This window comes from Corynebacterium sp. LaCa_70 (assembly GCF_058182015.1).
Genome location: NZ_CP190914.1, coordinates 1,895,632 through 1,922,242 on the forward strand (window position 1 = coordinate 1,895,632; position 26,611 = coordinate 1,922,242).

General features: G+C 57.0%; 23 protein-coding genes. 14 read left to right on the forward strand and 9 right to left on the reverse strand.

Going from position 1 to position 26,611, the window contains the following annotated elements; translation table 11 throughout:
- Positions 1–75: 75 nt before the first annotated feature.
- The 5 genes from ACP8MI_RS08615 (at position 76) to ACP8MI_RS08635 (ending at position 5,210) form a co-directional block, all read left to right on the forward strand.
- Positions 76–861 (forward strand): SDR family oxidoreductase, encoded by a 786-nt coding sequence (locus ACP8MI_RS08615; protein ID WP_249606023.1) that lies wholly within the window; start codon positions 76–78, stop codon positions 859–861.
- 69 nt (positions 862–930) lie between these two features.
- Positions 931–1,743 (forward strand): amidohydrolase family protein, encoded by an 813-nt coding sequence (locus tag ACP8MI_RS08620; RefSeq protein ID WP_049168238.1) that lies wholly within the window; start codon positions 931–933, stop codon positions 1,741–1,743.
- Between the two features lie 16 nt (positions 1,744–1,759).
- Complete coding sequence (locus ACP8MI_RS08625; RefSeq protein ID WP_049168240.1) at positions 1,760–2,644, forward strand: dihydrodipicolinate synthase family protein; 885 nt, start codon at positions 1,760–1,762, stop codon at positions 2,642–2,644.
- 47 nt (positions 2,645–2,691) lie between these two features.
- Positions 2,692–4,128, forward strand: coding sequence for an aldehyde dehydrogenase (gene aldA / locus ACP8MI_RS08630; protein ID WP_049169240.1), 1,437 nt, complete (start codon positions 2,692–2,694; stop codon positions 4,126–4,128).
- Positions 4,129–4,172: 44 nt separating this feature from the next.
- On the forward strand, positions 4,173–5,210 hold the full coding sequence (locus ACP8MI_RS08635; protein WP_249606024.1) for an ABC transporter substrate-binding protein: 1,038 nt from the start codon (positions 4,173–4,175) through the stop codon (positions 5,208–5,210).
- A gap of 4 nt (positions 5,211–5,214) precedes the next feature.
- On the opposite strand, the gene ACP8MI_RS08640 is transcribed toward ACP8MI_RS08635, so the two are convergent.
- The gene (locus tag ACP8MI_RS08640) at positions 5,215–8,385 is read right to left on the reverse strand and encodes an error-prone DNA polymerase (RefSeq protein WP_284589571.1); all 3,171 of its coding nucleotides are present in this window, start codon (positions 8,383–8,385) and stop codon (positions 5,215–5,217) included.
- A gap of 227 nt (positions 8,386–8,612) precedes the next feature.
- On the opposite strand from ACP8MI_RS08640, the gene ACP8MI_RS08645 reads away from it, so the two are divergent.
- From ACP8MI_RS08645 to ACP8MI_RS08655, 3 genes are all read left to right on the forward strand, one after another.
- Positions 8,613–9,500 (forward strand): MetQ/NlpA family ABC transporter substrate-binding protein, encoded by an 888-nt coding sequence (locus ACP8MI_RS08645; RefSeq protein WP_018121511.1) that lies wholly within the window; start codon positions 8,613–8,615, stop codon positions 9,498–9,500.
- Between the two features lie 174 nt (positions 9,501–9,674).
- Complete coding sequence (locus ACP8MI_RS08650) at positions 9,675–10,751, forward strand: methionine ABC transporter ATP-binding protein (RefSeq protein WP_144737115.1); 1,077 nt, start codon at positions 9,675–9,677, stop codon at positions 10,749–10,751.
- Positions 10,748–11,422 (forward strand): methionine ABC transporter permease, encoded by a 675-nt coding sequence (locus ACP8MI_RS08655; RefSeq protein WP_284589570.1) that lies wholly within the window; start codon positions 10,748–10,750, stop codon positions 11,420–11,422. The genes ACP8MI_RS08650 and ACP8MI_RS08655 overlap by 4 nt, the downstream gene beginning before the upstream one ends.
- Before the next feature lie 150 nt (positions 11,423–11,572).
- On the opposite strand, the gene arsB is transcribed toward ACP8MI_RS08655, so the two are convergent.
- Positions 11,573–12,670: an ACR3 family arsenite efflux transporter gene (arsB, locus tag ACP8MI_RS08660; protein ID WP_284589569.1), complete on the reverse strand. Its 1,098-nt coding sequence runs from the start codon at positions 12,668–12,670 to the stop codon at positions 11,573–11,575.
- A 103-nt stretch (positions 12,671–12,773) separates the two neighbouring features.
- Between arsB and ACP8MI_RS08665 the strand changes: the two genes are divergently transcribed.
- Positions 12,774–13,121 (forward strand): ArsR/SmtB family transcription factor, encoded by a 348-nt coding sequence (locus ACP8MI_RS08665; protein ID WP_081604988.1) that lies wholly within the window; start codon positions 12,774–12,776, stop codon positions 13,119–13,121.
- Between the two features lie 60 nt (positions 13,122–13,181).
- A complete protein-coding gene (locus tag ACP8MI_RS08670) occupies positions 13,182–14,228 on the forward strand; it encodes an ArsO family NAD(P)H-dependent flavin-containing monooxygenase (protein WP_018121507.1) in 1,047 nt (348 codons plus the stop codon).
- A 47-nt stretch (positions 14,229–14,275) separates the two neighbouring features.
- Here the strand turns inward: ACP8MI_RS08670 and ACP8MI_RS08675 are convergent, their stop codons facing one another.
- A complete protein-coding gene (locus ACP8MI_RS08675; protein ID WP_018121506.1) occupies positions 14,276–15,166 on the reverse strand; it encodes a sucrase ferredoxin in 891 nt (296 codons plus the stop codon).
- A 296-nt stretch (positions 15,167–15,462) separates the two neighbouring features.
- Here ACP8MI_RS08675 and ACP8MI_RS08680 point away from each other — a divergent pair, with 296 nt between their 5' ends.
- Positions 15,463–16,293: an AMIN-like domain-containing (lipo)protein gene (locus ACP8MI_RS08680; RefSeq protein ID WP_284589568.1), complete on the forward strand. Its 831-nt coding sequence runs from the start codon at positions 15,463–15,465 to the stop codon at positions 16,291–16,293.
- 12 nt (positions 16,294–16,305) lie between these two features.
- Here ACP8MI_RS08680 and ACP8MI_RS08685 read toward each other — a convergent pair whose 3' ends face one another.
- The 3 genes from ACP8MI_RS08685 to guaA form a co-directional block, all read right to left on the reverse strand.
- On the reverse strand, positions 16,306–17,994 hold the full coding sequence (locus tag ACP8MI_RS08685) for a Y-family DNA polymerase (protein ID WP_284589567.1): 1,689 nt from the start codon (positions 17,992–17,994) through the stop codon (positions 16,306–16,308).
- Complete coding sequence (locus ACP8MI_RS08690; protein WP_249606028.1) at positions 17,995–18,822, reverse strand: hypothetical protein; 828 nt, start codon at positions 18,820–18,822, stop codon at positions 17,995–17,997.
- A gap of 682 nt (positions 18,823–19,504) precedes the next feature.
- Positions 19,505–21,079, reverse strand: a complete 1,575-nt coding sequence (guaA, locus tag ACP8MI_RS08695) for a glutamine-hydrolyzing GMP synthase (RefSeq protein ID WP_018121501.1) — start codon at positions 21,077–21,079, stop codon at positions 19,505–19,507.
- Between the two features lie 151 nt (positions 21,080–21,230).
- On the opposite strand from guaA, the gene ACP8MI_RS08700 reads away from it, so the two are divergent.
- Together ACP8MI_RS08700 and ACP8MI_RS08705 are read left to right on the forward strand one after the other, a co-directional pair.
- Positions 21,231–21,707: an EamA family transporter gene (locus ACP8MI_RS08700; protein WP_425654307.1), complete on the forward strand. Its 477-nt coding sequence runs from the start codon at positions 21,231–21,233 to the stop codon at positions 21,705–21,707.
- Complete coding sequence (locus ACP8MI_RS08705) at positions 21,589–22,146, forward strand: EamA family transporter (protein WP_490290660.1); 558 nt, start codon at positions 21,589–21,591, stop codon at positions 22,144–22,146. The genes ACP8MI_RS08700 and ACP8MI_RS08705 overlap by 119 nt, the downstream gene beginning before the upstream one ends.
- 38 nt (positions 22,147–22,184) lie before the next feature.
- Here the strand turns inward: ACP8MI_RS08705 and ACP8MI_RS08710 are convergent, their stop codons facing one another.
- Together ACP8MI_RS08710 and guaB are read right to left on the reverse strand one after the other, a co-directional pair.
- Complete coding sequence (locus ACP8MI_RS08710; protein ID WP_147579228.1) at positions 22,185–23,345, reverse strand: GuaB3 family IMP dehydrogenase-related protein; 1,161 nt, start codon at positions 23,343–23,345, stop codon at positions 22,185–22,187.
- Between the two features lie 54 nt (positions 23,346–23,399).
- Positions 23,400–24,917 carry an IMP dehydrogenase gene (gene guaB / locus ACP8MI_RS08715; RefSeq protein ID WP_018121498.1) on the reverse strand — a complete coding sequence of 506 codons (1,518 nt, stop codon included), beginning with the start codon at positions 24,915–24,917 and terminating at the stop codon, positions 23,400–23,402.
- 158 nt (positions 24,918–25,075) lie between these two features.
- On the opposite strand from guaB, the gene ACP8MI_RS08720 reads away from it, so the two are divergent.
- Positions 25,076–25,486, forward strand: coding sequence for a DUF5319 domain-containing protein (locus ACP8MI_RS08720; RefSeq protein WP_018121497.1), 411 nt, complete (start codon positions 25,076–25,078; stop codon positions 25,484–25,486).
- 115 nt (positions 25,487–25,601) lie between these two features.
- Here the strand turns inward: ACP8MI_RS08720 and ACP8MI_RS08725 are convergent, their stop codons facing one another.
- On the reverse strand, positions 25,602–26,609 hold the full coding sequence (locus ACP8MI_RS08725; protein ID WP_126844041.1) for a hypothetical protein: 1,008 nt from the start codon (positions 26,607–26,609) through the stop codon (positions 25,602–25,604).
- Positions 26,610–26,611 lie beyond the last annotated feature (2 nt).

Genomic DNA, 26,611 nt, shown 5'->3' on the forward strand with positions numbered 1-26,611 from the left:
TCACATTTTCTTGCGGTAGTATGGGACAAACAATGAAACAGGGTTTCACACCATAGAACCGAAGGATGGTGCGCAATGGACCTTCACCTCGACGAAAAAGTATTCGTCGTCACTGGCGGCATGGGCGGCATTGGCAAGGCAATCGTGTTTGCACTCGCGCGCGAGGGTGCAATTCCAGTAATCCTTGACCGCACTCCCCTGAGCGCGGAATACAAGACGGAAATCGAGAAATTGACAGCAAACTACGCTGCCTACGAAATCGATCTGAATGACACTGATGATATCGCCGAGATCATCGATGCTGCGTACCAGCGCTATGGACATATCGATGGAATCGTGAATAATGCAGGCGCCAATGACAACAAATCGTTAGAAGAGACTTCCTGGCGCGAATTTGAACAATCGCTACACAGCAACCTCACCCACTATTACGAGACCGTCCACGCGGCCCAAAAATACTTGCAAGATTCTGCTGGAGCGATCCTCAACATCGGTTCGAAAACCGCGCTTACTGGCCAGGGGAAAACTTCAGCCTATGCGGCCGCCAAGGGAGCCATCCTGGGACTTACCCGTGAATGGGCAGCGGCATTGGCGCCCCATGGGGTACGCGTTAACGCACTCGTCGTCGCAGAAGCCTGGACTCCGTTGTACGAGAAATGGATCAAAACCTTTGGTGACGAGGAAGCGCAACAAAAACGTCTCCAACTCATTACCGATGAGATTCCATTGCACAACCGCATGACCACGGTCGAAGAGATTGCTGATACCGCGGTGTTTTTGCTGTCGGATCGTTCTTCGCACACGACCGGGCAATGGATCCATCCAGACGGCGGCTATGTGCACTTGGACCGGGCGCTGTAAAAAACGCTGTAAAACGCTGTAAAAACACAGCCTAGTGAAACAGCGAATTCGCAAGAAACGGCACGGTAGATGACTAACCTGAAAATTTTCGATTCCCATATTCACGTATGGGACCTCGAAGCCCAACGGCTCGACTGGCTACGCGGCGTGGACTCCGTATTGCACAGGTCTTTCAGCTTCGCTGATCTCAAGCAGGCCTATGCCGATGTGGGTAAGAACGGGCTGGCAGACGTAGAACTAGCAGGCGCGGTGCACATCGAAGCAGATGTCGCTGACCCTGCCGACGAGGATGCTCGCATCAAAGCCTTACTCTCGCACGAACCGTTACTACAAGGGTTCGTTACGCACTCACGCCTGCAGAAAGACATGCATGATACCCCAGGTGCTGTCGGAGTACGGGAAGTTTTGCATAACGACGACATCCCCCGTGGGCGCTGCTTAGAAAGCAGTTTCACCGCGGGTTGCAGGAACTTATCTCACCAATCAAAGGTCTTTGATCTCTGCATACGCACCCCGGAATTAGCGGATTTTCATGCAGCGTATGAAAACTGTGCGGATGTCCGCGTTGTCATAGACCATTGTGGCAATGCCCAAAGACTCGATGACGAGTTTGCCGCCAACATGAGAGCTCTAGCTGAATACCCCAACGTGTACTGCAAACTTTCAGGGCTCAGTTACGACTCCCCAACAGATGCCTACCAGCTGTTGGAATTTCTCGGAAAGATTTTTGGGCCCCAAAGGCTGATGTTTGCGTCGAACTGGCCTGTCATCGGCCTCTATAGCGATCTGTATACACACATCTCGGCGCTACGAGAAGTATTCGGCGACGACCCACATGTGTTTTCCGATACCGCCCGTGACGTCTATAACTTACCTCTATAACTTGGAAGGAAACTAAATGTTTACAGGAGTGTACTGCCCGTCGATTACTCCGCTACAGAGCGACGGCAGCATCGATTTTCCCGCCTGGGAGGCTCATCTCGAGCGCCTTATTTCTGGCGGTATTTCCGGTGTCTTGATCTTCGGCAGCATCGGTGAATTTTATGCGTTAAGCATGGAGCAGAAGAAACAGGCAATCGAATTTGTCGGTCGTGTTGTCAAAGGGCGCATGCAATTCCTCATTGGTTCAGGCAGCACCAAAATTGCGGAAGCAAAAGAGCTCAACGCATACGGTTACGAACATGGCGCGGATGCAGCGGTTGTCGTCAGCCCATATTATTTCGGCCCCAGCGATGCATTGGCGACGAAGTATTTTACCGAGTTAGCCGGGGCTTCCGAGCTGCCCATCATGCTCTATAACTTCCCGGACCGCACCGGTAATGATTTATCGCCAGAGCTGATCAGCACGATTGCTGCTGCACACCCGAATATCGTCGGGGTGAAAGATACCGTGGATTCCGCCGCCCACACCAGACGCGTAATCAGAGATGCCCCAGATGATTTTTCTGTGCTTTCTGGTTTCGATGAATACTATTTGCCAAACCGTATCGCTGGTGGTCAGGGTGTTCTGTGTGGGCTCACCAATGTCGTCCCCGAGATTTTCGGTGCCATGCACCGTGCGTATGAGTCCGGCGATGTCACGGCTGCGGCGCAATACTCAGGCAAAATCGCTGCTTTGATGTCTGTCTACGAGGTAGGTGATCACTTCATTCACACCATTAAGCATGCTGTGCGCTATGCCAGCGGGGCTGATCTCAGCACCGCCACGCATGAGCCCTACATCGAGCTAACAACAGCACAGCAGGAAGAAATTGCTCGACTCATTGACGCTGCTCGCAGCTAACGCAGTAGTGCAACTAACCCAGTAGTTACCCCAACCAAGGAGTTTTCATGTCCAACTACCAGAACTACATCAACAACGAATTCGTCGAGCCAGCCGAATTCCACGACGTGCTCAACCCGTCAACCGGCCAGGTCATCGCGCAAGCCCCAGCATCCGATGCTGCCGCAGTCGATGACGCAGTCCAGGCAGCCAAAGCCGCCCAGGCGGACTGGGCGAAGCTTCCCGCCGTCGAACGTGCAGGATACCTGACCAAAATCGCAGCCGAACTGCGCAACCACGTCGACCGCTTCGCAGACTACCTGGTGCGCGAACAAGGTAAAGCCCGCGGCTTGGCCACAGTCGAGGTCAACTTCACCGCCGACTACCTGGATTACATGGCTGGTTTCGCCCGCCGCATCGAAGGCGAAGTGATCCCCTCCGATCGCCCAAACGAATCCATTTTCCTGACCTACCAACCCATTGGTGTTGTCGGTGGCATCCTGCCGTGGAACTTCCCGTTCTTCCTCATCGTGCGCAAAATGGCTCCGGCCCTGCTCACCGGCAACACCATCGTCATCAAGCCTTCGGACGAAACCCCGATCAACGCTTTCGAGTTCGCCAAACTGGTCGACGGCATCGGCCTACCCAAGGGCGTGTTCAACATGGTCGGCGGCCGCGGCTCCGTGGTTGGCGATGCACTGACCCGCCACAAGGACGTCGACATGATCTCGATGACGGGTTCGGTGGCTACCGGTAAGAAGATCATGGCTGCGGCTGCGGACAACCTCACTCGCGTCAACCTGGAGCTGGGCGGTAAGGCACCAGCGATCGTGCTTGCCGACGCCGACCTGGACCTGGCAGCCACCGCCATCTGGAATTCGCGCGTGATCAACACCGGCCAGGTCTGTAACTGTGCGGAAGTCGTGCTCGTGGAAGAAGCCGTGCATGATGAGCTCGTCGCCAAGCTGAAGGAGAAATTCGAATCCACCCGCTACGGCGATACCTCCACCGAAGACGAGCTGGATATGGGCCCACTGATCAACCACGCCGGACTGAAAAACGTCGGCGAGATGGTGCAAGCCGCCGTCGACGCCGGTGCGCAGGTGGTCTGCGGTGGGTCTGCTGCCGAGGATAAAGGCAAAGGCTTCTTCTACCAGCCAACGCTGCTGGACGGCGTCGAAAAGGGCGCCCCGATCACCCGCGAAGAGGTCTTCGGCCCAGTTCTGCCTGTCGTGACGGTCAAGGATTTGGATGAGGCCATTGAGTTTGCCAACAGCTCGGAATACGGCCTGACCTCATCTGTCTACACCGAAAACGTGCACAAAGCCCACAAGGCTGCCCGTGAACTGCTCTACGGCGAAACCTACATCAACCGCGAAAATTTCGAAGCGATGCAGGGCTTCCACGCTGGCCGGCGCAACTCCGGCATCGGCGGTGCCGACGGCAAGCACGGCATCATGGAATACGTTGAAACGCACGTTACCTACATCGAATCCAAGATGTAATTCCTAGGGTTTTGGCAGCTTAATTGTTTGCTAGCGTAATAATTATGAAAAAGATTATTCCGCTGTGCATTGCTGCTGCCCTGACCTTGAGTGCGTGTTCTTCTGCTGACGAGGCCGCTGATTCTGCACAAAACGCGGCCTCGGAGGCGTCGAGCGCGGCATCCTCTGCTGCCGACGGTGACAGCAAGGAGGGCAAGAACGGCAAAGGCGGTGAATCCCGCGTCGTGGATACCGAGCTCGGCAAGGTGGAAGTTCCCGCCAACGTGGAATCCGTGGTGGTACTGACCGGCACCCGCGATTTGGATATAGCGTTGTCGCTGGGCTTGCCCGTTACTGGCTACCCGGAGGCACCCGATGCGTTTGACCTGGATTCGCCGCTTGCCGAAGAGATCAAGCAGGCCAAAGAAGATGGTGCGAAACCGCTATATACCGCCGGTGACGAGGAAGCCGACATTGCCGCGATTAACAAGGCTGATCCGGATCTGATCATTGGTTTTGTGCATGATGTGATCCCGATCCGCGAAGATTTAGAAGATATTGCCCCAGTGCTGCCGATTGATGATTTCGCCACCGGCACCTGGCAAGACAACTTGATGCTGGTTGCATCCGCCACCGGCACAGAGCGGCAAGGCGGCAGCCTGATCGCCGATTATGAAAAACGCGTCGGCAAGTTGTCGGACAAGTACGCCGATGCACTGGCCGATCACAAGTTCGCACCAGTCAGCTACGACGGCGAAGAATTCGTCATCAATGGCACGCGTTTGCTCTCGCAGGTGCTGCAGGATCTCGGCGCGGAACCTTCCGCGGCTTTCAATGAGGCTTTAGAAGGTGTGACCGGTAAGTATGACATCGAGGAGATCGCCAAGGCACTTGACGACGTCGACGGCCTGGTAGCGCTGGTCAATGAGAAATCAACCTGGCAGTCGCTGCAGTCTAATGCGCAGTTCGGGAAAATCCCGGCGGTGCAGAACGAGACTGTGGTGCGCTCCGACGAGCAAACCCACGAGGGCGCCTACTACTCCGCGATGCACGCGGTAGATATCATCGAAGAGCTGCTCGAGATGCTGGACGCAGAAGAATAACCAGCTATTGAAAATCCCGCGAGCGCACCGCGAGTAATTCACTGACCTCCAGCGGCTCCAGCCGGTCGGCCACCACCGTGGCTGCCCCACTCGCGTTTTGCACTATCCCGCGCACCACCAAAGCTTTGGCGGTGCGCGCTAGTCTTTTCTGCCGCTTCCACAGCCCCGGCGACACAATCACGTTGATCAGCCCGGTTTCATCCTCCATCCCGAAAAACGTCGCCCCACTTGCGGTATTCGGCCGCTGCCGGTGAGTGATCATGCCAGCCACCCGAATACGACTGCCATCGGGCACCTGCGCCAACTCCTCGGCACGCACCACGTTGTTGGTAGCTAGTGCATGCCGCAATAACTCCATCGGCTGGGTCTCTGGAGTCATCCCCGTCGAAGCCAGATCTGCCGCCAGCATCTCAAAACCACTCATGCCGGGCAGCGCCGGCGCAGTAATCGACGAAAGCCCCGGCAGCATGCCGGGTTGCTCAGTGGCTGCCACACCAGCGACCCATTGTGCTTGCCTGCGATCCAGCCCCAGCACCTCCAGCGCCCCGGCGCGTGCAAGCGCTTCGACTTCCCGCACTAAAGCCCCGGTGCGGCGTACCACATCCGCCACCGAAGACTCCCGGCTCAACGCGTGTTGTGCAGCAACGATGGCCTCGGCTGTAGACGTCGACAAGCCTTTCACAGAACCCAGCCCCAAGCGGATGGCCCCACCGCTCACGCTGGCTTCTACCTGCGAATCCAACACCGAGACCGGCAGGATCTGCACCCCGTGGCGGCGGGCATCCTGGATCAGCGACTGTGGAGAATAAAACCCCATCGGTTGCGCCCGCAACAGCCCGACGCAAAATTCTGCCGGGTAGTAGCGCTTAAACCATGCCGAGAAAAACACCAGTGAGGCAAAAGACTGCGAATGCGATTCTGGGAACCCATAGGCGGCGAAAGCCACGATCTTCGACCACAGCTTATAGGCGGTTTCTGCCTCGATCTGATTGGTTTCCCAACAACCGCGCAAGAAACGTTCCTGAAGCGCAGCCATCCGTTCTGGCGAACGCTTCGAGCCCATCGCCCGGCGCAGATCATCAGCTTCTGCACCAGTAAAACCTGCGGCATCAACCGCGATATGCATCAACTGCTCCTGGAACAACGGGATGCCCAAAGTTTTTGCCAGTGCTTTCTCCAGTACCGGGTGGTCATACGTCACCTCTTCTAGCCCGTCCCGTCGGCGCAGGTACGGGTGCACGGAACCACCCTGGATCGGGCCCGGGCGGATCAGCGCGACTTCTACTACCAGGTCAAAAAAGCAGCGTGGCTTCAGCCGCGGCAGCGTGTTCAGCTGCGCGCGCGATTCCACCTGGAATACCCCGACGGCATCGGCGTTGCAGAGCATGTCGTAGACGTTGGAGTCTGCCAGGTCGATCTCCCAGAGGTTCACGGTGTATCCGTGTTGCTGTTGCACCAGGTCAATCATGTGGTGCAGTGCTTCCAACATGCCCAGCCCCAGTAGATCGAATTTCACTAACCCGGCACCCGCGCAGCTGTCTTTATCCCATTGCACGACACTGCGGCCTTCCATCGCCGCCCATTGCGTCGGCACCACATCCGTCACAGGACGATCGCACAACACCATGCCACCGGAGTGAATACCCAAATGCCGCGGCTGGCCGAGGAATTGATCCGATAATGCCAGCACATTATCTGGTGGTTCAGTTTTTCCTTGTGCCCAACTATCCGCGGCACCTTGCGGAAAGCCCAGGGCACGGGCAGCATCGCGTACCGCACCTTTCCGACGGTAGGTAATCACGTTAGCCACTTGCGCGGCACGGTCACGCCCGTAGGTGGCATACACGTATTGGATAACTTCTTCCCTGCGAGTGGATTCAATATCTAAATCAATATCCGGCGGTCCATCACGATCCGCCGATAAAAACCGCTCAAATAACAGCTGCGCACTGATCGGTTCCGCGTTGGTAATGCCCAGGCTGAAGCACACCACAGAATTCGCTGCCGATCCCCGGCCCTGGGCCAAAATATTCTGCCGAGCACAGAAATCGACGATATCCATCACGATCAAGAAATAGCCGGGAAACCCCAGCTGCTCGATAACCCCGAGTTCATGTTCAATCTGGGTGCGTGCCCGCCGATAAGTCTGTTCTGGGTAGGCCTGATAACGCTTTCGGGCCCGACGATAGGTCAGCTGCCGAAGCCAACTCATCTCGGTTTCGCCATCAGGTACTGCAAAATGTGGCAGACGCGGTGCCACGATATCCCAGCTAAACGCGCACTCTTCGGCAATCTTCACGGTAGTTTCCAGGAGCTTTTCCCGCCCTGGGGCCAGCCGCAGCATGCTGCGACCATCTCGCAGCCACTGCGCGCCCATCGGGTGGGTATGCCAGCTGGCAGCTGCCAGCGATTCCCGCTGGGCCAACGCGGCTTTCGCACTGGCCAGTCGGGTCTGGCTACGGGTAGCAGCGTGCGGGCTGGCGCTGATGATCGCGCGCAGACCAGAGTGCCGACTCATTAGTTGCGCGGCAGCTGCATCCAGTGCCGCAAAGCGGTCGGCATCTTCCGGCAACAAGTTAGATTCATAGTGCAGAACCAAGCTGTCTATTCCAAAAGATTCGATCAAGGTATCGAGCATATCAAGCCAGGAATAATCCACGAGGATATAGCATTGCCCGGCTAATTGCTCCGCAAATGATTCCAAGCTTGGATACCGCGGGCGGCGGTCTGTGCTCGCCATATGCGCCGCCGCCATCACCCGGGACAGCAACCGGTAGCCTTCCGGGGTGCGCGCCAAGACGGTAAGACTGCCATGATCCAGACTCAAACGGGCGCCAAAAACCGTCGGCAAGCCAGCTTTGGCTGCGGCTTCTGCGAACACAATGGATCCATAAAAACCGTCATGATCGCAGATCCCCAACGCAGTTAGACCCAATTCACAAGCGCGTTCTACCAGCGCTTCTGGGTCCGAGGCCCCAGCCAAAAAGCTATATGAACTCACCGCAGCCAATTCTGCGAAGGCTGGACCGTCGGCACGCTTATACCCTGTATTTTCCTCCGTCGCCGCAGCAATATCAGCCCCTGGTGGCAGCGCTACCGGATGAGGCACCGGGCGCCCAGATAAAATCCGCTCCAAACGCGACCACGACAGGCCCGCACCACCGTTGAAATTCATGAGAGTAACCCTACACAGAAACTCTCACACATGCGTATATATTTTCGAACAAAGTATTTTTCATACGGCCCGACGTGGCGATGGTTGAACGAAAATATAGACAAAGCTGTACAGACTCTGCTAGATTCCACGTCATTGCGCGACATGCGTACCGGGCCCACTGACGCATGCTGGAGGCCCACCATGCACAAGCCCGTCGACGCACACCCCATGAAAGGACACCCCTTATGAACATCCGCCGCATTATTGCCGGTAGCACTGCTGCACTGACTGCAGCCACTCTGGTTGCCTGTTCCGGCGACAACGCCGCTTATACCCCATATTCCAAAGACGACACCATCACCATCGGCACCACCGATGCTTCGCTGGAATCATGGTCAGTATTCGAAGAAGTCGCTGAAGAACATGGCTTCAACATCGAGATTGAAAACTTCGCGGAATACTCCCAGCCCAACCCTGCTCTGAGCCAGGGCGAAAACGACATCAACAAATTCCAGCACCTGATGTTCTTGGCACAGTACAACGTTGATTCCGGCGATGACCTGGCACCACTGGTATCCACGGAAATCTACAAGATGGGACTGTTCTGGGAAGGTGCCGACGAGCTCGACGTCGACAAGATCGAGGGCGAAGAAGTTGTCATCCCGAACGACACCGTCAACCAGGGTCGCGCACTGTTGCTGTTGCGTGAGGCCGGGTTGGTGGAGTTGGTTGGCGACGTCAAGTACACCCCAAGCGTGGCTGACATCGATAAAGAAGCCTCCAAGGTCACTGTCACCACGGTCGATGCTTCCGAAACCGCGCGGCAGTACCGCCTGGGCCAGCCAGCTGTGATCAACAATAACTTCCTGGACCAGGCCAATATTGACCCAGAAGAAGCTATCTTCGACGACGATCCGAACGCAGAAAGCGCCGAGCCATACATCAACCTGTGGGTTGTTCGTGCCGACGCCGTCGACGACGAAGTCTTGAACGAGCTGGCCGAGCTGTGGCACGACGAGCGCGTTGCCAAGGCGGTATTCGAAGAATCCGGCGGAACCACAGTGCAGGTCCAGCGCCCGCGTGAAGAACTGCAGAAGATCCTCGACGATCTGGAAGCAGAACTGCAAGGCTAGCCCTGGAGCTGCTGGCGCTACTGTCGCTGCTGGCGCTACTGCAGCACAGCTCATTCGGAACGCTTCCGGTATTCCTCCGGACTTTCCGAGCAGGCTAGTAACGACACACGCTTAGTCCCGGCTAACATAGCTGCGACTAAGCGTTTTCCGTCTAAGAAGAAATGATGGTTTTTCGTGGTAACACACTCGGGTACAAGCCCAGCTAGCGGAAGTGGCGAACGCCGCGGCACCCGCATCGAATTCACCAACGTCAACAAGGTCTTCGACGCCAAAAAGAAAGGCGCCGCACAGGTCACCGCCGTCGACGATGTCACCCTGACCGTCGAATCAGGCGAGGTCATCGGCATCATCGGTTATTCCGGCGCGGGCAAATCCACCCTGGTACGCCTGATTAACGGTCTGGATAACCCAACCTCGGGTTCGCTGAAACTCGACGGCACAGAGATCGTCGGCATGTCCGAAGCAAAAATGCGCGGGCTGCGTCGCAATATCGGGATGATCTTCCAACAGTTCAACCTGTTTAATTCCCGCACCGCAGCGGCAAATATCGAATTCCCGCTGAAACTGGCCGGGGTGCCAAAAGCCGAGCGCACCAAGCGCGTCAACGAACTCCTCGAATTCGTCGGCCTGGGCGAGCGCGGCAACTCCTACCCCGAGCAGCTTTCCGGTGGCCAGAAGCAGCGCGTCGGCATCGCCCGTGCATTGGCGACCAACCCGTCGCTGTTGCTTGCCGACGAAGCCACCTCCGCACTCGACCCAGAGACCACGCAAGAAATCCTGGATGTGCTGCGAAAAGTCAACCAGGAATTTGGCATCACCATCGTCGTGATCACCCACGAAATGGAAGTTGTACGCTCGATCGCCGACAAAGTCGCGGTGATGGAAAACGGCTCCATCGTGGAATATGGCGAGATCTACGACGTGTTTTCGGCACCGAAAACCGACGTCGCCAAGCGCTTCGTCGCCACTGCCCTGCGCAATGAACCCGATGCCATCGAAGCCGATGACCTGCTGGCCCACGAGGGGCGGCTGTTTACCATCGAGCTGACCGAAAACTCCGGGTTCTTCGAAGCCGCTGCCACACTGCGCTCTTCCGGTGGTTCCATCAACATCGTGCACGGTGGCGTGACCACCCTGCAGCAGCAATCCTTCGGCAAAATGACCGTGCGTCTCAATGGCGAGGATTCCGCCATCGACGAGTTTTACCGCACACTATCCCAGCGCACCCACATTGAGGAGATTAAGCGATGATTTCCGCAGCTGATACCAACTGGGACCGCCTGGGCCCCATGTTTTCCGACGCCATCATCGATACCTTGGTCATGGTGGCATTCGCCATGGTCGTCGGAGGCGTCCTCGGCCTCGTGGTCGGCGTATTCCTGTTCACCACCCGCGAAAACGGGATTCTGCAGAACAAAGTTGTCTACACGATCCTGAATATTCTGGTGAACTTCGTCCGCCCGATTCCGTTCATTATTTTGCTGGCCCTGATGCAGCCGATCACCATCGGCGTGCTGGGCTCGTCGATCGGGCGCGAACCAGCCGCACTTGTCATGGGTATCGCCGCCACCTTCGCGGTCGCGCGCATCGTCGAACAGAACTTGGTCTCGATTGACCCGGGCATTATCGAAGCCGCCCGGGCGATGGGGGCAGGCCCCTGGCGGATTATCACCCGCGTAATCCTGCCCGAAGCACTGGGACCACTGGTCCTGGGCTACACCTTCATCTTCATCGCGATCGTCGATATGTCCGCGATGGCCGGCTACATCGGTGGCGGCGGTTTGGGCGATTTCGCCATCGTCTACGGACACCGCGCCTTCGATTACAAGGTCACACTGATTGCTACCGCCGCGATCATCATCATTGTCCAAGCCGCGCAGTTCTTCGGTAACTGGCTGTCCAAGAAGATCATGCGCCGCTAACTCACTGGCTGGCTAGCCAGCACAGTACCCTGTTGTTTCCCGGCCCGGCTGCAGACGCTAGTTCTGCCGCCGGGCTTTCCATATATCCGCGCCCTGATTAGGCAGTATGTCAAGATTTAACAGTGTGCGAAGCTCTGACAGTGTGCGAGTTCAGGCGTTGCGCACAACCCTTGCTTCTCTATTCGCAGCTGGCACAGTTGCATCGCCAGGGAAAAGCTTCGGCCCCAACCACAACATGACGTAAACCAACCCGACAAGCACAGGAATCTCGACCATCGGACCTATTGTTCCAGCTAACGCTTGTGCGGAATGCGATCCGAAAGTACCGATGGATACGGCAATAGCCAATTCGAAATTATTTCCGGCAGCTGTAAACGACACCGACGAAGACTGCGCATAATTCATCCCCACCAGTTTTGAAACAACCAACGACACAGCAAACATCCCAACAAAATAAAGCAGCAACGGGACGGCTACACGAACTACTGCCGTCGGTTGCGCTGCAATGTGTTCACCCTGCAGGGAAAACAATAAAACGATGGTGTACAACAGCCCAAGCAGCGCCAATGGTGAAATAGCTGGCAAAAATTTCGTTTCATACCACTGCCGCCCTTTGATATTTTCTCCCACAACCCGGGACAAAGCACCAGCAACCAGAGGCACTCCGAGGAACACCAACACAGAACTCACGATGGTCCAGAAGGAAAACTCCACTTCGCTGGCACCCAGCCCCAACCATTGGGGTAATACTTGCAGATAAAACCAGCCAAGCAGCCCGAACATAAGTACCTGAAATACAGAGTTAATAGCCACCAAAACAGCTGTAGCTTCCCGGTCACCACAGGATAGATCAGACCACACCAGCACCATTGCAATGCACCTGGCCAAGCCAACGATGATTAATCCAGTACGAAGTTCCGGCTGATCAGGTAAGAAAAACCACGCCAATGCAAACATAAAAGCTGGCCCCACCAGCCAATTAAGCACGATTGATACTGTCATCAACCGCTTATCTGCAACGATCTTGCGGGTTTTATCGTAACGAACTTTCGCTAAAGGCGGGTACATCATCACCAGCAAACCGAGTGTAATCGGCAAAGAAATACCGCCTACTTCTAGCCGCGCCAGCGTTTCTCCGATTCCCGGCATCGTGCGCCCCAGGAGTAGTCCAACACCCATCGCGACGAGGATCCATACCGGTAAAAATCGATTCAACCAGGACATACGCGGACGTTGGGCAACGGTCATAAAACTCCTTAAAAACAATTCTGAGCATCAAGCCAGAATCCTAAACTTATATCGATAGCTATCAATATATTATATCGATAGCCGTCAATATAACATAGTTGTTATGACCTCCCCAGAGACTTCCCCGCTGACTGATCCTGCCTCCTGTTGTTCCCTGGGATCTGGCCTTTTGACCAAAAGCGAAGCTGAACGCTATTCCATTCTGTTCACAGCGCTGTCCGATCCCACCCGCCTACGATTACTCTCGCGGCTAGCTGCGGAGGGATGCGAACCAGTTAGCGTCGCAGAGTTAACAGAATTATCAGGGTTGAGCCAACCTACCGTATCCCATCATTTAGCACGCTTAACCGAGGTCGGCTTATTAAACAAGGTACGAGTCGGCCGTACGGTCACCCACCGCGTGCGTCCACAGCTTTTCGCAGAACTACGTACCGTCCTGCAGATCGGATAGAACTAAGCAAACAGCAACGGCGACACGATGGAAGGCAAGACAGCGCAAGGGACAAAATCTATGAATACGACCGGCACACGCGCTCACGAACGCAACCCCAACTTTGACCACCCCAACATTGACCACCACGAAGCCATCATTATTGGAGGCGGCCAATCAGGCCTGGCCACCGCCTACTATCTACTGCGCGCTGGGGTCGACACCCTCATTCTGGATGATCAAGACGCCCCTGGTGGGGCATGGCGTCACGTATGGCCGTCCATGACGTTGTTTTCCACCGCGAGTTTTTCCAATCTTCCGGGCAAACCCATGCCAGAATACGACGGCTTCCCTCCGGCTGACCACGTCGTTGCTTATTTGGACGAATATGAGCAGCGCTACCAGATTCCCGTTGACCGACCCGTATACGTTGACCAAGTAGAACGGAATGACGACGGCTACCAGGTTTTTGCTGGCGAGCAGTCCTGGACCGCAACACACATCGTCGCTGCCACTGGAACCTGGTCTAGCCCTTTTGTTCCGCATTACCCAGGCACGTTTGACGGCACCCAATGGCATTCCGCGAATTATCCCGGGCCGGACCCCTTCGGCGATTCTTCTGTCGCTGTAGCAGGTGCCGGAAACTCTGCGGCACAAATAACCGCCGAACTCGCCGACCATGCCGATGTCACCTGGTACACCCGGCATGAACCACGGTGGATGCCTGATGATGTCGATGGCCGCGTGTTATTTCGCCGCAATAGAAAACGAACCCTAGCCCTGCAACGTGGCGACGAAGACCCTGGGGCTGATAGCAACCTGGGCGACATCGTCGCCCTGCCGAAAGTGCGCGAGGCTCGTGATTCCGGGCGGTTGCAGGCAACTCCGATGTTTGACTCTCTCGATGAAGTCAGCGCCGAACATCTGATCTGGTGCACCGGTTTCCGACCCGCGCTGAACCCGATTAGGCATCTGCTCAATGGCACGACTCCAAAATATGCCGATCTACACTTAGTCGGTTACGGTGACTGGACTGGCCCCGGGTCAGCAACGATCACCGGAGTCGGCCCCTTCGCCAAAGAAACCGCACGGAAAATCGCAACCACATTCGGAAAAGAAGTAAAATAACCGGCAGGAAATAACCGTGGAACCTGTGCCCGTAAAAATCATGACGATCACGCTGAAGATGACATAGTCATACCGGTAACCACCCAGCCTGGCTTCGTCGCAGGGTTTTTCCCGCAGGAAGCCACGACGCCGTCGAAAAGCTTGTTCTCCAACCTCACCTGCCACACACGGCCATCGCGGTGGCCGACCTCCACCGCACAAGTTTCGGTATCAGTGTCGGCGTTGGCATCGCTAGACTCCAGCCGCTGAGCGAAAACCAGATCCTGGTAATACAGCTGCTCACCGGCTTCCAGCAACTGTCCAGCCACCGCTACTTCTGCAGCCTGGCTCGGCTCATCATAAATACCCCGACCGCGGTTTCCAGGATAAAAATATTTGCCCTCTAGCGCAGCATGCACCAGTCGCTCGCCTGCGTGTTCATTCACACGGCCAAAACTATAGCCCCAGGGCATCAGCAACATTGCCGGGGCGAAGCGGTGGCCTTTGGTGTGTGAGGTTTCCCAGACCATGTCATCGTTAGGCGCGTGGGTGTCCATGTATGCAGCCAGTGGGCGGCCTTTCACCGCACAACAGACATCCCGCTTGGCATGGGTGCAGACCAGCACCAGAGGCTCGCGGCTTGGGCGAGCGTCGAGATGCTTATTGTTTCCGGGTCCTGTCAGGTCCAACTGCAGAATATCTTCCGGCCCGTCGAGATAGAGCAGTTCTGCATAGGCTTGTTCCGGATACACCAGGTATGCACGGTGGCGTTGCGGCATCTGATGCCCGGCGCGGCCGGGTTTACGGATAAGTTGAAAACCGACCCCAGCACCCAAGTGCGCTTTGATTTGGGCGGAAAGGTCCACGCCGAAAGTGTCGCCGTCGAGTACATCCCGGCTCCAGCCTGCGGGCCATTCGAAAACCACATACATGCGGTCACGTTTCGCGGTACCCGGCATAGGTTCTACCTGTACATCGGAACAACGTGGGGCGTGATCTGGATGTGCGCTTGGCTGTGTGGACCGCGTGGACTGCAACTGGGATTCTGGCTGAGTTTGTTTGGGTTGCTGGGGTTGCTGGTGGGGTTCGGGCTGACTCATGTCTTAAGCCTAGAACACAATTGTGCAACGATTTGGTTGAGTCTTCCTATCGCTTTGTGCTTTTTACTGGTTTTTCTTTGGCTCACCTGTATCGGACGACTACGGTATTGGATATGGTTTTCCGGAAGCGACGCGTGCCTAGCCTTGCCATAGCTGTGGTGGCTTGCCTTGTGCTGGGTGCGTGCACGAACACCGAGACTGGTGCTGGCAATACTGCCTCCGGAGAAAACAAGGCTGGTTACCAGGCTAACACCCCGGGAGATGCTGCAGATTCTGCTGCTTCCGGCGTCGCTTCGGACACAAAAAACCCGAATTCCTCTCACTCTGCTGCTTTGAGCCTGCGCAATCCAGCCACCCACATGGCGGGCGCGCAGGATCCTAAGAACGCTCATAAGGGAGCCGGTACAGGTTCTGGATCCGGGGCTGGGTCAGGATCCGCCAACCAGACCCAGCCGCCGCAGACTCCGGCGTCACCGCAGCCAGAGCATTCTGCGCCCGCAGGGTTGACGGCTTTGGGTAACGCCGACGGCGCACCAAAAACCGAACGTGTAGAGGCCCCTGCTGAGCTTGCTATCACCGATATTCGCATGGCTGGCCATGATGGTTTCGACCGCATCGTGTTTGAGATGGCGGGCAATGGGATGCCGGGCTGGTATGTCTCGTATACCGAGCAGCCTTTCCACCAGGGCTCAGGCAGGCCGGTAGAGATGGATCATCTCGTTGCACTGAATATCAATATCGACGGCACGGTCCGGCCTGAGACTATTGACAAGAAGCTTTCCGGCCCGGATTTGGACAAGCTCGTCGACAAGGCCAACGATTCGGCTAGTGAATCCGAGCAAGAGCTGGGTGTTATCAAGGATTTCATCCCCGGTGGCATGCATGATGGCCGTTCGCAATATTTCTTGGCGATGGACATGAAACAGCCGTTTTCTGTGCAAGTTTTGCGCGGGCCGACGAGGCTGGTCATCGATATTTTGCATTAGTACATAGCCTCATTAGTACATAGCCTCGATGCGCCAACTGCGGCGCCACCACACCAGCAACCAGGCTTTCGGGTATTTATCACCAGGGTTCTTGCCGACGAGCTGCATCCGCGCGAGTCGCTGCTCGTCTGCTTCCGCCTCACCGTCCCACCACCCGGTATCCACGGGCCAGGGCGCAGACCAGCCAAGCACACGGAATCTCTTATTGCCCCAAGCCATACCGACGGGATCTGCGCTGAGCACGGCTTCTGCAGTGACAAACACCTCGGTGCCGTGCTCATCGACCACACGCACCCGGCTAGCTGGGTGCTCTAGCCCGCCGCCGAGCCGTGTCGGCAATGGCGTAGGGATGGCACCGATCCAGCTGGTGGTGTGTTTATCGTGTTCTGAACTATTTTCTGGGGCTTGCCCGTAGGGCAGAAAGCGCACACGCTCGGCAACTCCCCGGCCACCAGCAGCGTGTGGTTGCTGCACCGCATCAAAGCCAAGCATGGACTGCAGCCGGGAGACCACGGTAGTAGTGGTTTCTTCTGCTACGACAGTATCGGCCTCAATGATGGAGCCGGTGGTTGTCGGAGTTTGGGTTTCCAGTGGGATCAAGGATAATTCCACGATCGCCCCGGCCCCACCGCTGGAAAGCCATCCGTCGAGTTGCCATCGCACCCGTTCGGCAGTGGCGTGTTCTGTCAGAGCCGTAGTGGTGCGCCAGACTTTGGAAATCGTCGTTCCGTCGTCAGTTTCTGCCGCAATTTTGATGCGCACACAATTCAGTCCCTGTGCGGCCAGTTGCTGGTGCACCTGGTCGGCGAGCATACGCGCAATAAAAGCGGCTTCATCAACACGCGTGATGGGCTCTTCCGGTGCGATGGTGGCCGACAGATCTAGCTCTGCTGCATCGGGAGCGACTTTGCGTTGCTGTTGCGCGCTTGCGATGCGGTGGCAGTGCAGGCCCGCGCTGCCGAAGCGAGTGCTGATCGCAGTGGTAGGCAGTTCAGTAAGCTCCCCCAAGGTGGAAATTCCCAAACTGGCAAGGGTTTCCACGGTATCTTTCTGACAGCCCAGCGCGGGTTCTGCGAGCAACACAGACAATGGTTGCTGCTGCAAGAATGCAGCGGACTCACCAGGCTGGACAACGGTACCAAGCACGCGGTGTCGGGCGGCAATGATGGCAGTGGGTAACTCGTCGGCAGCACCAGCGGTGGCATCGATTCCCTCGTGTGCAGCAGCATCAATGAAATGTTCTAAGGCGGCTTGTTCACTACCGTAGAAACGCGTGGCGGCGGTCAGGTTCAGCGCAACCATCCCAGGGCGCAGCACCTCGAGGGACGCAGAGACATCCTCCAATTCCTCGACAATGGCGCTAAACAGGCGGCCGTCACGTTGCGGGTCGGTATCACGCACCACCATGGATGGGCACAATGCTTGGGATGCGCGCAGTTTCATGCCACGGCGCACCCCTTGACCACGGGCTTTATCGCAGCACGCGGTGATGCGATGGTTGCTGGCCAATGCGATAACCGGGCTTTCTGCGCTCATGGCCTGGCGGGTTTCTTCCAGTAATGCGGCTTGCACTGGCCAGTCTGGAAACCACAACACGGCAATGCGGTTGTCTACCCTGCGGGAATGCTGATGTCTCTCTACTGCAGGCTGCATGCGTCGCTCTGTTTCCGGCTGAATGCGAGACGGAACCGTGGCAGTCATTTACTGCACCGCCTGTAGTGGTTCGGGGCTACCAGATACTGCGGCGCTAGGTACTGAGCTGCTAGCTACAGCACTCGAGCGCACACCACACGTGAGCACGACAGGCCTATTCCGGTGGGTTTTGCTGTAGGAGCTGACCGCAATTTCTGCATTTCGGATGCGCCCAGTACCGCAACCGATACCAGAAAAACCAGTGACCTGAGCATTAATTGTCAGTGCCGGTGAGGGCACTTGTGCACCAACAGTAAGAACAGCCGCCCTACCCTTGCGGATTTTCGCCAGCAGCGGGCGTGCTTGCGTAGGGCTCAAAGTATGAGTACGCGGGCTGCGATAAATCAACACATCTACACCTTCTGCCAGCACACCGAGCACCGTTATCCATTCCCCACCCGGGTTGGGAACCGTGATGATTTTTGAGAGATCCCCGCTTTCCGCGACCTGCGCCAAGGAAAGATCTGACCAGTTCACAATAGCGACTGTTTTTCCCTGTGCGCTAATTTGTGCGATAAGTTCAGAGACGAGTGCAGGGCAATCACTACAATGAGACACAGAGTTTTTCGGCAACCCACCGATGGGAATAACACCAGCGAGCTGACCAGACAATTCCACCACACGGTATGGATCTACAGAAGATTCATTTCCTTCAGAAACAGAATCATTACTGAGCAGACGCGGTTTTTGTTGAACAGGAGTTAAGTTTGCTGCGGACTCTAAACCAGCAATTTTATTCCGCAATGACGCCACACGCTCCGCACGCACGTCGGCAAGAACAGCTACAGATTCTTGCTGCTCCCGCCCCTCTCGCGCACGAATACCTGTTTGAGTCATAGCGACAGTATGACACAGGTTTTCTAAACGCGCAACCATGTTCGAACATCTGGAGGTATCACACCTAGATAAAAGGACAAGCTATCTTAGCCCGATGGGTCTACATGACAACGGGCGCTACACCTTAGCGATCAGTCAAAATAAGACGTTAAGTAGCCCTGAGACCATCAAGGATCTAACATTTCCAATGTGTAGACCCAGAAAATCAGATTATTTTCCATACATCCCACCCGTACCTAAAGTTTAATTATTGGCAAGGTTAGGCAAAGTTTAATAAAATAATCTTACTCAAGAGGGTTTCTGCATAAGCACAGGGTTGTCAAGCCCACTGACTAGGAGGAAAAATGAGAAATCTAATAACATTGCAAAAGAACGCGCCGACGAAGACACCGTAACTGGCATGCTTGCTTCTCTTGCTGCAGAACTTTCCGGAATTTCAGGAATTCGTGAGAATTGCTTTTAAAAAAAATGCGGATTCATAACATTGTATCCATAGTACTAGCGCTAATTGCTATCATATTGACTATTACCGAAATAGCTTCGACATTAGCGACGATGGCAATAGCGACACTAGGACTGATCGTTTTCATCTCCGGAGTTGAGACTCGAAAGCGCAAACGCCAAGCGCCTGAAGAAAGCTGAGATCTAAGCTAGCTTCAGGCCCAGCATTTTCAACTACTCCTTATTCCCACTCGATGGTTCCCGGTGGCTTCGAGGTCACGTCGACGACCACTCGGTTAACCTCTGCAACCTCGTTGGTAATGCGCGTAGAAATCGTCTCCAGCACCTCATACGGCACGCGAGTCCAGTCGGCAGTCATCGCATCCTCCGACGACACCGGGCGCAGCACAATCGGATGACCGTAGGTACGGCCATCGCCCTGCACACCGACAGAGCGCACGTCGGCAAGCAACACCACCGGGCACTGCCAAATCTCGGCATCCATACCCGCAGCGGTGAGTTCCTCGCGGGCAATCAAATCGGCAGCACGCAGGGTTTCCAGACGATCCGCGGTGACCTCACCAATAATGCGAATACCCAAGCCAGGGCCCGGGAACGGCTGACGCGAGACAATCTCATCCGGCAAGCCCAGCTCGCGGCCCACAGCGCGGACCTCGTCCTTAAACAACAAACGCAGCGGCTCCACCAGCTCGAATTCCACGTCATCCGGCAAACCACCGACGTTGTGGTGCGATTTAATATTCGCCGTGCCCGATCCCCCACCGGATTCCACGACGTCTGGATACAGCGTGCCCTGCACCAGGAAGTCCACCGACGCACCTTCTGGGGCATCATCCAAGACACCAGCAACCGCGCGTTCGAAGGAACGGATGAACTCCGCGCCGATCGCCTTGCGCTTGGCCTCCGGATCGGTCACGCCAGCCAACTTCTGCAAAAAGGCCTCACGCTCATCGACGGTGACCAGGCGCGCGCCGGTAGCGGCAACGAAATCCTGCTCTACCTGCTCGCGCTCACCGGAACGCAGCAAACCATGGTCGACGAATACACAAGTCAACCGGTCGCCAATCGCGCGCTGCACCAGCGCTGCAGCCACCGCGGAATCCACGCCACCGGACAGGCCACAAATAGCGCGGCCCTCGCCAATCTGGGCGCGGACATCAGCCACCAAAGACTCCGCAATAGCACCCGGAGTCCACGTCGGCTGCAAGCCCGCGACCTGCGTCAAAAAACGCTCCAGCACTTGCTGACCATGCGGGCTGTGCAACACCTCAGGATGGTACTGCACGCCAGCCATCTTCTTTTCCAAGCACTCAAACGCAGCCACCGGCGCACCATCCGAAGTAGCAGTGACCTCGAATCCTTCCGGAGCCTTTGAGACGGAATCACCATGCGACATCCACACCTTGTGAGTCTGCGCCAAGCCCTCGTGCAGCACACCGCAACCGTCGGCAAGCGTCAAATCCGTACGGCCGTACTCGCGCTTACCGGTCTGGGCGACAGTGCCGCCCAACGCGTGCGTCATCGCCTGGAAGCCGTAGCAAATACCGAAAACCGGTACCCCCAGCTCCAGCAATTCTGGCTGCAACGACGGCGCACCATCGGCATACACGGAGCTCGGGCCGCCGGTCAGCACCAGCGCAACCGGGTTTTTCTCCCGGAACTGCGCAATCGGCGCATCGTGGGCGATGACCTCGGAATACATCTGTGCCTCGCGCACACGACGCGCGATCAGCTGCGCGTATTGCGCACCGAAGTCGACGACAAGGACAGGGCGTGGAGTTGCTGCATCAGTCACGCCCCATAGTTTAACTCACGGCCACAACCCAGGCGGCGCATAACCCAAACAGTGCACAACCCGAGCGATGCGCACCCCAGATGATGCGCGCTGCGAACTAGTGGGTTGGACTATTGGACTCAAGAATCATGCAGACGGAATAATCACAGCCATGGCATCTTCGGCAAACCCCATCTCTGTGCTGTGCATCATCGGCTCGTGCATCTCGCTGCAACTGGGATCTGCGCTGGCAGTGAAGCTTTTTGACGACGGCGGCACCTGGGGTACCTCGGCGGTGCGGCTACTCGTCGCGGCAGTGGTATTGCTGGCCATCACGCGTCCGCGGGTACACGAATGGAACCGGCAACAATGGGCCGGGGTACTCGGACTTGGACTATCGCTGGGCCTGATGAACGGATTTTTCTACGCCGGAATTGACCTAGTACCCCTCGGCCCCGCCGTGACCATCGAATTTTTAGGACCACTGCTGCTGGCAGCATTTTTATCACGGTCTCTGCGTCATCCTCGCTATGACCGGCATGGCACTACTGGGCCTGGATGCTTTCAACGGCAACCCGCTCAACCCACTGGGCGTGGCATTCTTGCTGGGGGCAGCCTTGTTCTGGGCCATTTATATCCTGGCGAATAAAAACGCCGGTGCGCTGGTACCTGGCCAGGGCGGGTTGGCCGTGGCGTTCGTCGTCGGCGGCGTCGCGATGCTACCGATGGGCGCTGGCGGCGCATGGAACCTGGTGAGCTCCACCGATACCGGGTGGTTTGCCATTGGCACCGGAATCTTGGGGTCGCTGGTGCCGTATTCCTTGGAATTGATCGCGCTGCGCGGGCTGGCGCCCAATGTCTTTTCCATTCTGATTTCCCTCGAACCCGTCTTCGCCGCATTCTTCGGGTGGCTACTACTCGCGCAAAACATCAGCACGCTGAAACTAGTAGCCATCGGCGTGGTGATCGCAGCCTCCGTGGTGCAAACCGTCGGAACCGGGGGCTCTGGCGCGAATGGCGCGCCGCGGTCGAAGCTGAAAAAGCTACAGGACGTTGGCAGAAAAGTTGTGCCACGACGTCGCCAGTAGCGTCCAGCGACTAGTGCACGGCCACTAGCCACTAGCCACTAATGCACAGCCAAGTCGACTTTTTGGAAAGCCTTCAAATCGGTGTACCCGCACTTTGCCATCGCACGACGCAAACCACCGACCAAATTCTGCCGCCCAAACGGATCGGACGACGGGCCGTGCAACACAACTTCCAGCGGGGAATTTTTGGAAACAACCGTCGTGGGATCGAAAGCTTGATCTTCCCCAGTAACGCCCTCGCCTAGTTCAATGTCGCTATAGATTTCCACATATCCGCGCGGGAAGCTTGGGTGGCCAGCCACCGACGGCCAGAACCAACCACCCGCGGCAGCCTCTTCGGCCTGTGCCAACAGTGGGCCGAGGACGACAGCATCAGCACCACACGCGATAGCCTTAACAATATCGCCAGCATTCGCCAGCATGCCGTCGACAAGAATATGCACGTAACGGCCACCGGTCTCATCCAAATAATCCCGGCGCGCGGCAGCAATATCGGCGATCGCGGTGGCTTTCGGAACATTGATGCCCAACGAAATATCGTTGGTATTCACGCCACCACCCACGATCACGCCCGCCGCGCCCGTGCGCATCAAATGCAGCGCAGTGGTGTAATCCACCGCGCCACCAGCAATAACGGGGACCTCCAACGAGCCAATGAACTCCTTCAAGTTCAGCGGCTCGCCGTCGGCAGAAACATGCTCAGCAGAAATCAGCGTTCCCTGAATCACCAGAATCTCAGTGCCGGCTGCGATCACCTTGGGCGCCAATTCCCGTGCCCGCTGCGGCGACACGCGCACCGCAACGGTCACACCGGATTCCCGGACCTCAGCGATACGACGCGCCAGCAGCTCCACATCGAGTGGCAGCGCGTGCAGCTTCTGCAGATGCTCGGTAGGGTTGTCCGCCTTGGTGACGGCCTCGACAGCGCCAGCGAGGTCGTCGACACGCCCCCACAACCCTTCCGCATTGATGATGCCCAGGCCACCTTGCTTTCCCATCTCAATGATAAACTCCGGGCTCGCCAACGCATCAGAAGCATGCGAGCAGACCGGGATATCGAAGTTATAAGCGTCGATGCTCCAGGTAGTATCGACGTCCTTCGAGGAGCGGGTACGACGGGTCGGGATGATGGAAATATCCTCAAGCCCGTAGGTACGGCGCGCCTCACGGCCGATCCCTATCTCTGCATATTCGCGCACTGAATAAACCTTCCTATAACGACAAACGTTATGCGTGAGCTTCTCGAGGTAGCTCTAGCGGTAGTTCGGAGCTTCCATGGTCTGCTGCAAGTGGTGCGGGTGAGATTCCGCCAAGCCTGCCGCGGTGATCTGCACGAAGCGCTTGGTCTTCAACTCCGGGATCGACGCAGAACCGGTATATCCCATAGACGCGCGCAGACCACCGATGATCTGGTGGGTAATCGCGTCAATCTCGCCGCGGTAAGGAACCTTGCCTTCCACGCCTTCTGGCACCAGCTTGTCCTCGCTGCGCACATCGGCCTGGAAGTACCGGTCCTTGGAATACGAACGCTTCTCGCCAGTCAAGCCGCGTCCCTGCATCGCGCCCATCGAGCCCATGCCGCGGTAGCGCTTGTACTGCTTGCCGCCCACAACGACGATATCGCCCGGGGATTCCTTCGTACCGGCCAGCATGGAACCCAGCATGACGCAGTCCGCGCCAGCAGCCAGGGCCTTGGCAATATCACCGGAGTACTGCATACCGCCATCGGCGATAACCGGAATACCGGCTGGGCCAGCGACAGAGGCGGCCTCCAAGATGGCGGTGATCTGCGGTGCACCCACACCAGCAACCACGCGGGTGGTGCAAATAGAGCCCGGACCGATACCAACCTTGATGCCGTCGGCGCCCGCATCGATCATGGCCTGAGCCGCCTCGCGCGTCGCCAAGTTACCGCCCACAACATCGACGTGCGGGAAAGCCTTTTTCACATCAGAGACCATCTGCAGCACGCGGTTGTTGTGCGCATGCGCGGAATCCACCACGAGCACGTCGACGCCGGCTTGCACCAAAGCACCGGCGCGCTGGAAGGACTCATCGCCAGTACCGATACCGGCAGCAACCAGCAGGCGGCCTTCCTTGTCTTTGGAAGCGTGCGGGAACTGCTCGGTTTTCACAAAGTCCTTGACCGTGATCAGACCAACAAGCTTGTTGTCCTCGTTCACGATCGGCAGCTTTTCCACCTTGTTTTCGCTGAGCAGGCTCAGTGCTTCCTGCTTGCTGACGCCTTCCTTGGCGACCACGAGCGGGGTTGGCGTCATGACATCGCGCACTAGCCGGTGCGGGTCTGCCTCAAAGCGCATATCGCGGTTAGTGCAAATACCCACCAAATGGCCATCAGCATCAACGACCGGCAGGCCAGAAATCCGGAACCGAGCGCACAGATCATCGACCTCGGTGATTGTCATATCCGGGCGGGCGGTCACCGGGTCTGTCACCATGCCGGATTCTGAGCGCTTCACGATCTCAACCTGTTGTGCCTGCTCGTCGATCGACAGGTTACGGTGCAACACACCAATGCCGCCCTGGCGCGCCATCGCGATAGCCATGCGGGCCTCGGTGACGGTATCCATCGCGGCGGAGGCAACCGGCAGCCCCAAGTTGATGTTGCGGCTAAACCGCGAAGAAACATCAACTTCCGAGGGAATAACGTTGGATTCCGCAGGCAGCAGCAGCACGTCGTCGAATGTGAGGCCGTACAGTGCGACCTTATTTGGGTCATCGCCGCCAGTATGTACGCGTTGGTCAGTCATTCCCAAAATTCTCCTTTTCCTGCTTCCAGCTCGTCAGACCGGTAATCAGCCATAGCTAGCCGTCGAATGCAGCTATCTAGTGTCAACTCTGTAGTCACATCTCTGTATTCACATCGTAGTTGCTTTATCAGCGAAAGGGCTAGCCGGGGGAATTGAATATGAGTGGTTTTGACAATAGTCTGTGCTATGTGGACTTTGACTCGAATATGCCCCGCGACCCCTTCGCCGATGATCCGAACGATCCGGCGTCGTTCCTCGACGCTGACGAGCCCATGCCGGAGCTTTCCGACGAAGAACGCATCATGCTGGAACAGGACCTACGCATGGTACGCGGCATGGCAAAAATCCTGCCGCAATTCGGCATCGATGGCATATTTTTCATCTGCGAAGACTGCGAAGAACAGCACTACTATGACTGGGACATCATGGCCGCGAATATGCGTTCCACCCTCGACGGTGAACTAGCGCCTGTGCATGAGCCGTCCGCGCAGCCAAATACTGACCGCTACACCCCGTGGGAATACGCGGTTGGCTTTTACGACGGCTTGAACCGCAAACACCTGAACTAGTGCGCTGGACTGGTGCGCGCTATTTTGCGCATGAGCCAGCACGCATCACGCAGCCTGAGTTCTTCGGTCTCGACTTTCAGCCTGGGCATTCGGCTTCCGCCGCCCCACCGTTGGTCTAGCTTTCTGGACCAGCCGGGGCGGTGTTGTCGTTTCCAGGGCGCGATTCCTGCCCACCCTGCCCTTGGTCATTCGGGCCCTGGCTATGTGCCCCTTGCCCCTGCTGCTGTGACTGCTGCGATTCCGGCTGCGGCTGCCCAGGGGATTGCGGCTGTGGCTGTGGCGCCTGCGGGGCTTGTTCACCAGCTGATGGCCGTGGGCGTGGCTCCTGGTTCCCGCCCGGTGCAGGTTGCGGGTTTTGTTGCGAAGGTTCAACGGTCTTTGTCACGGTGACTTCTTTGGTTTCTGTCACCGTGTGCGGTTCAGACTCGCCCTCCGGCTGCGGGCGTACACGAGTCACCGTAGCCTTCGGCTTGGTGGTTTTACCCTCAGTATTCGCGGAACCGTCTTTCCCGGTTGCGCCCTCCGCAGCGCCTTTATTCTGCTTAGCTTCCTTGCGCTCACGCAGATTATCCAGCAACGTGCGAGCCTCGGCAATCAACTGACGAGTAGCATCCTCATCACCCCGGTGAGCGCTATCCTCCAGCTGCTCCAAAGTGCTGGCGAGCTCCACGCGGGCTGCTTCTTCATCATCAAACAACGATTGGTGCACGCCCCACAGCGGCGAATTCGGAGTGGCGTGATAAACGCTCACACTGCCGACGGCAAACAACGCGGTGGCTGCTGCCGCCCCCACCAGTGCACTTCCCCAGCCGAATCGTCGGCCAGCGCCGGAACCACTGCCCAGCCCACCGCCGGAACCGTGGCCGTTTGTTCGGGAGGCACGACGCGAACGACGCGCATCAGCGCGCGATAGGCGATGCCGAGAACGGCCGCCGCCAGAGTGCAGTGGCACGACGTTGTGGTCGGCGTCGGCAAGCTCAGGGGCCGCAGAAATCTCGGATTCAATTTCGGTACGCAAACCTAATAATGCGGCCGCGAGGGGATCCTGCCCCTGCGAAGGATCAATCCCTTGCGACAACTGATCCAGGAAGAAATCGTCCTTCTCCCAGTCGCGTCGGTTCACGT

Excerpts from the sequence above, each read along its gene's own strand:
- ACP8MI_RS08705 (WP_490290660.1), top strand. The coding sequence starts at position 21,589 with ATGACCGGCATGGCACTACTGGGCCTGGATGCTTTCAACGGCAACCCG.
- ACP8MI_RS08640 (WP_284589571.1), bottom strand. The coding sequence starts at position 8,385 with ATGAATTTCAACGGTGGTGCGGGCCTGTCGTGGTCGCGTTTGGAGCGG.
- ACP8MI_RS08645 (WP_018121511.1), top strand. The coding sequence starts at position 8,613 with ATGAACATCCGCCGCATTATTGCCGGTAGCACTGCTGCACTGACTGCA.
- guaB (WP_018121498.1), bottom strand. The coding sequence starts at position 24,917 with ATGACTGACCAACGCGTACATACTGGCGGCGATGACCCAAATAAGGTC.
- ACP8MI_RS08720 (WP_018121497.1), top strand. The coding sequence starts at position 25,076 with ATGAGTGGTTTTGACAATAGTCTGTGCTATGTGGACTTTGACTCGAAT.
- aldA (WP_049169240.1), top strand. The coding sequence starts at position 2,692 with ATGTCCAACTACCAGAACTACATCAACAACGAATTCGTCGAGCCAGCC.
- ACP8MI_RS08620 (WP_049168238.1), top strand. The coding sequence starts at position 931 with ATGACTAACCTGAAAATTTTCGATTCCCATATTCACGTATGGGACCTC.
- ACP8MI_RS08675 (WP_018121506.1), bottom strand. The coding sequence starts at position 15,166 with ATGCCGGGTACCGCGAAACGTGACCGCATGTATGTGGTTTTCGAATGG.
- ACP8MI_RS08655 (WP_284589570.1), top strand. The coding sequence starts at position 10,748 with ATGATTTCCGCAGCTGATACCAACTGGGACCGCCTGGGCCCCATGTTT.
- ACP8MI_RS08665 (WP_081604988.1), top strand. The coding sequence starts at position 12,774 with ATGACCTCCCCAGAGACTTCCCCGCTGACTGATCCTGCCTCCTGTTGT.
- ACP8MI_RS08690 (WP_249606028.1), bottom strand. The coding sequence starts at position 18,822 with ATGACTCAAACAGGTATTCGTGCGCGAGAGGGGCGGGAGCAGCAAGAA.
- arsB (WP_284589569.1), bottom strand. The coding sequence starts at position 12,670 with ATGACCGTTGCCCAACGTCCGCGTATGTCCTGGTTGAATCGATTTTTA.
- ACP8MI_RS08670 (WP_018121507.1), top strand. The coding sequence starts at position 13,182 with ATGAATACGACCGGCACACGCGCTCACGAACGCAACCCCAACTTTGAC.
- ACP8MI_RS08635 (WP_249606024.1), top strand. The coding sequence starts at position 4,173 with ATGAAAAAGATTATTCCGCTGTGCATTGCTGCTGCCCTGACCTTGAGT.
- ACP8MI_RS08625 (WP_049168240.1), top strand. The coding sequence starts at position 1,760 with ATGTTTACAGGAGTGTACTGCCCGTCGATTACTCCGCTACAGAGCGAC.
- ACP8MI_RS08700 (WP_425654307.1), top strand. The coding sequence starts at position 21,231 with ATGGCATCTTCGGCAAACCCCATCTCTGTGCTGTGCATCATCGGCTCG.
- ACP8MI_RS08685 (WP_284589567.1), bottom strand. The coding sequence starts at position 17,994 with ATGACTGCCACGGTTCCGTCTCGCATTCAGCCGGAAACAGAGCGACGC.
- ACP8MI_RS08615 (WP_249606023.1), top strand. The coding sequence starts at position 76 with ATGGACCTTCACCTCGACGAAAAAGTATTCGTCGTCACTGGCGGCATG.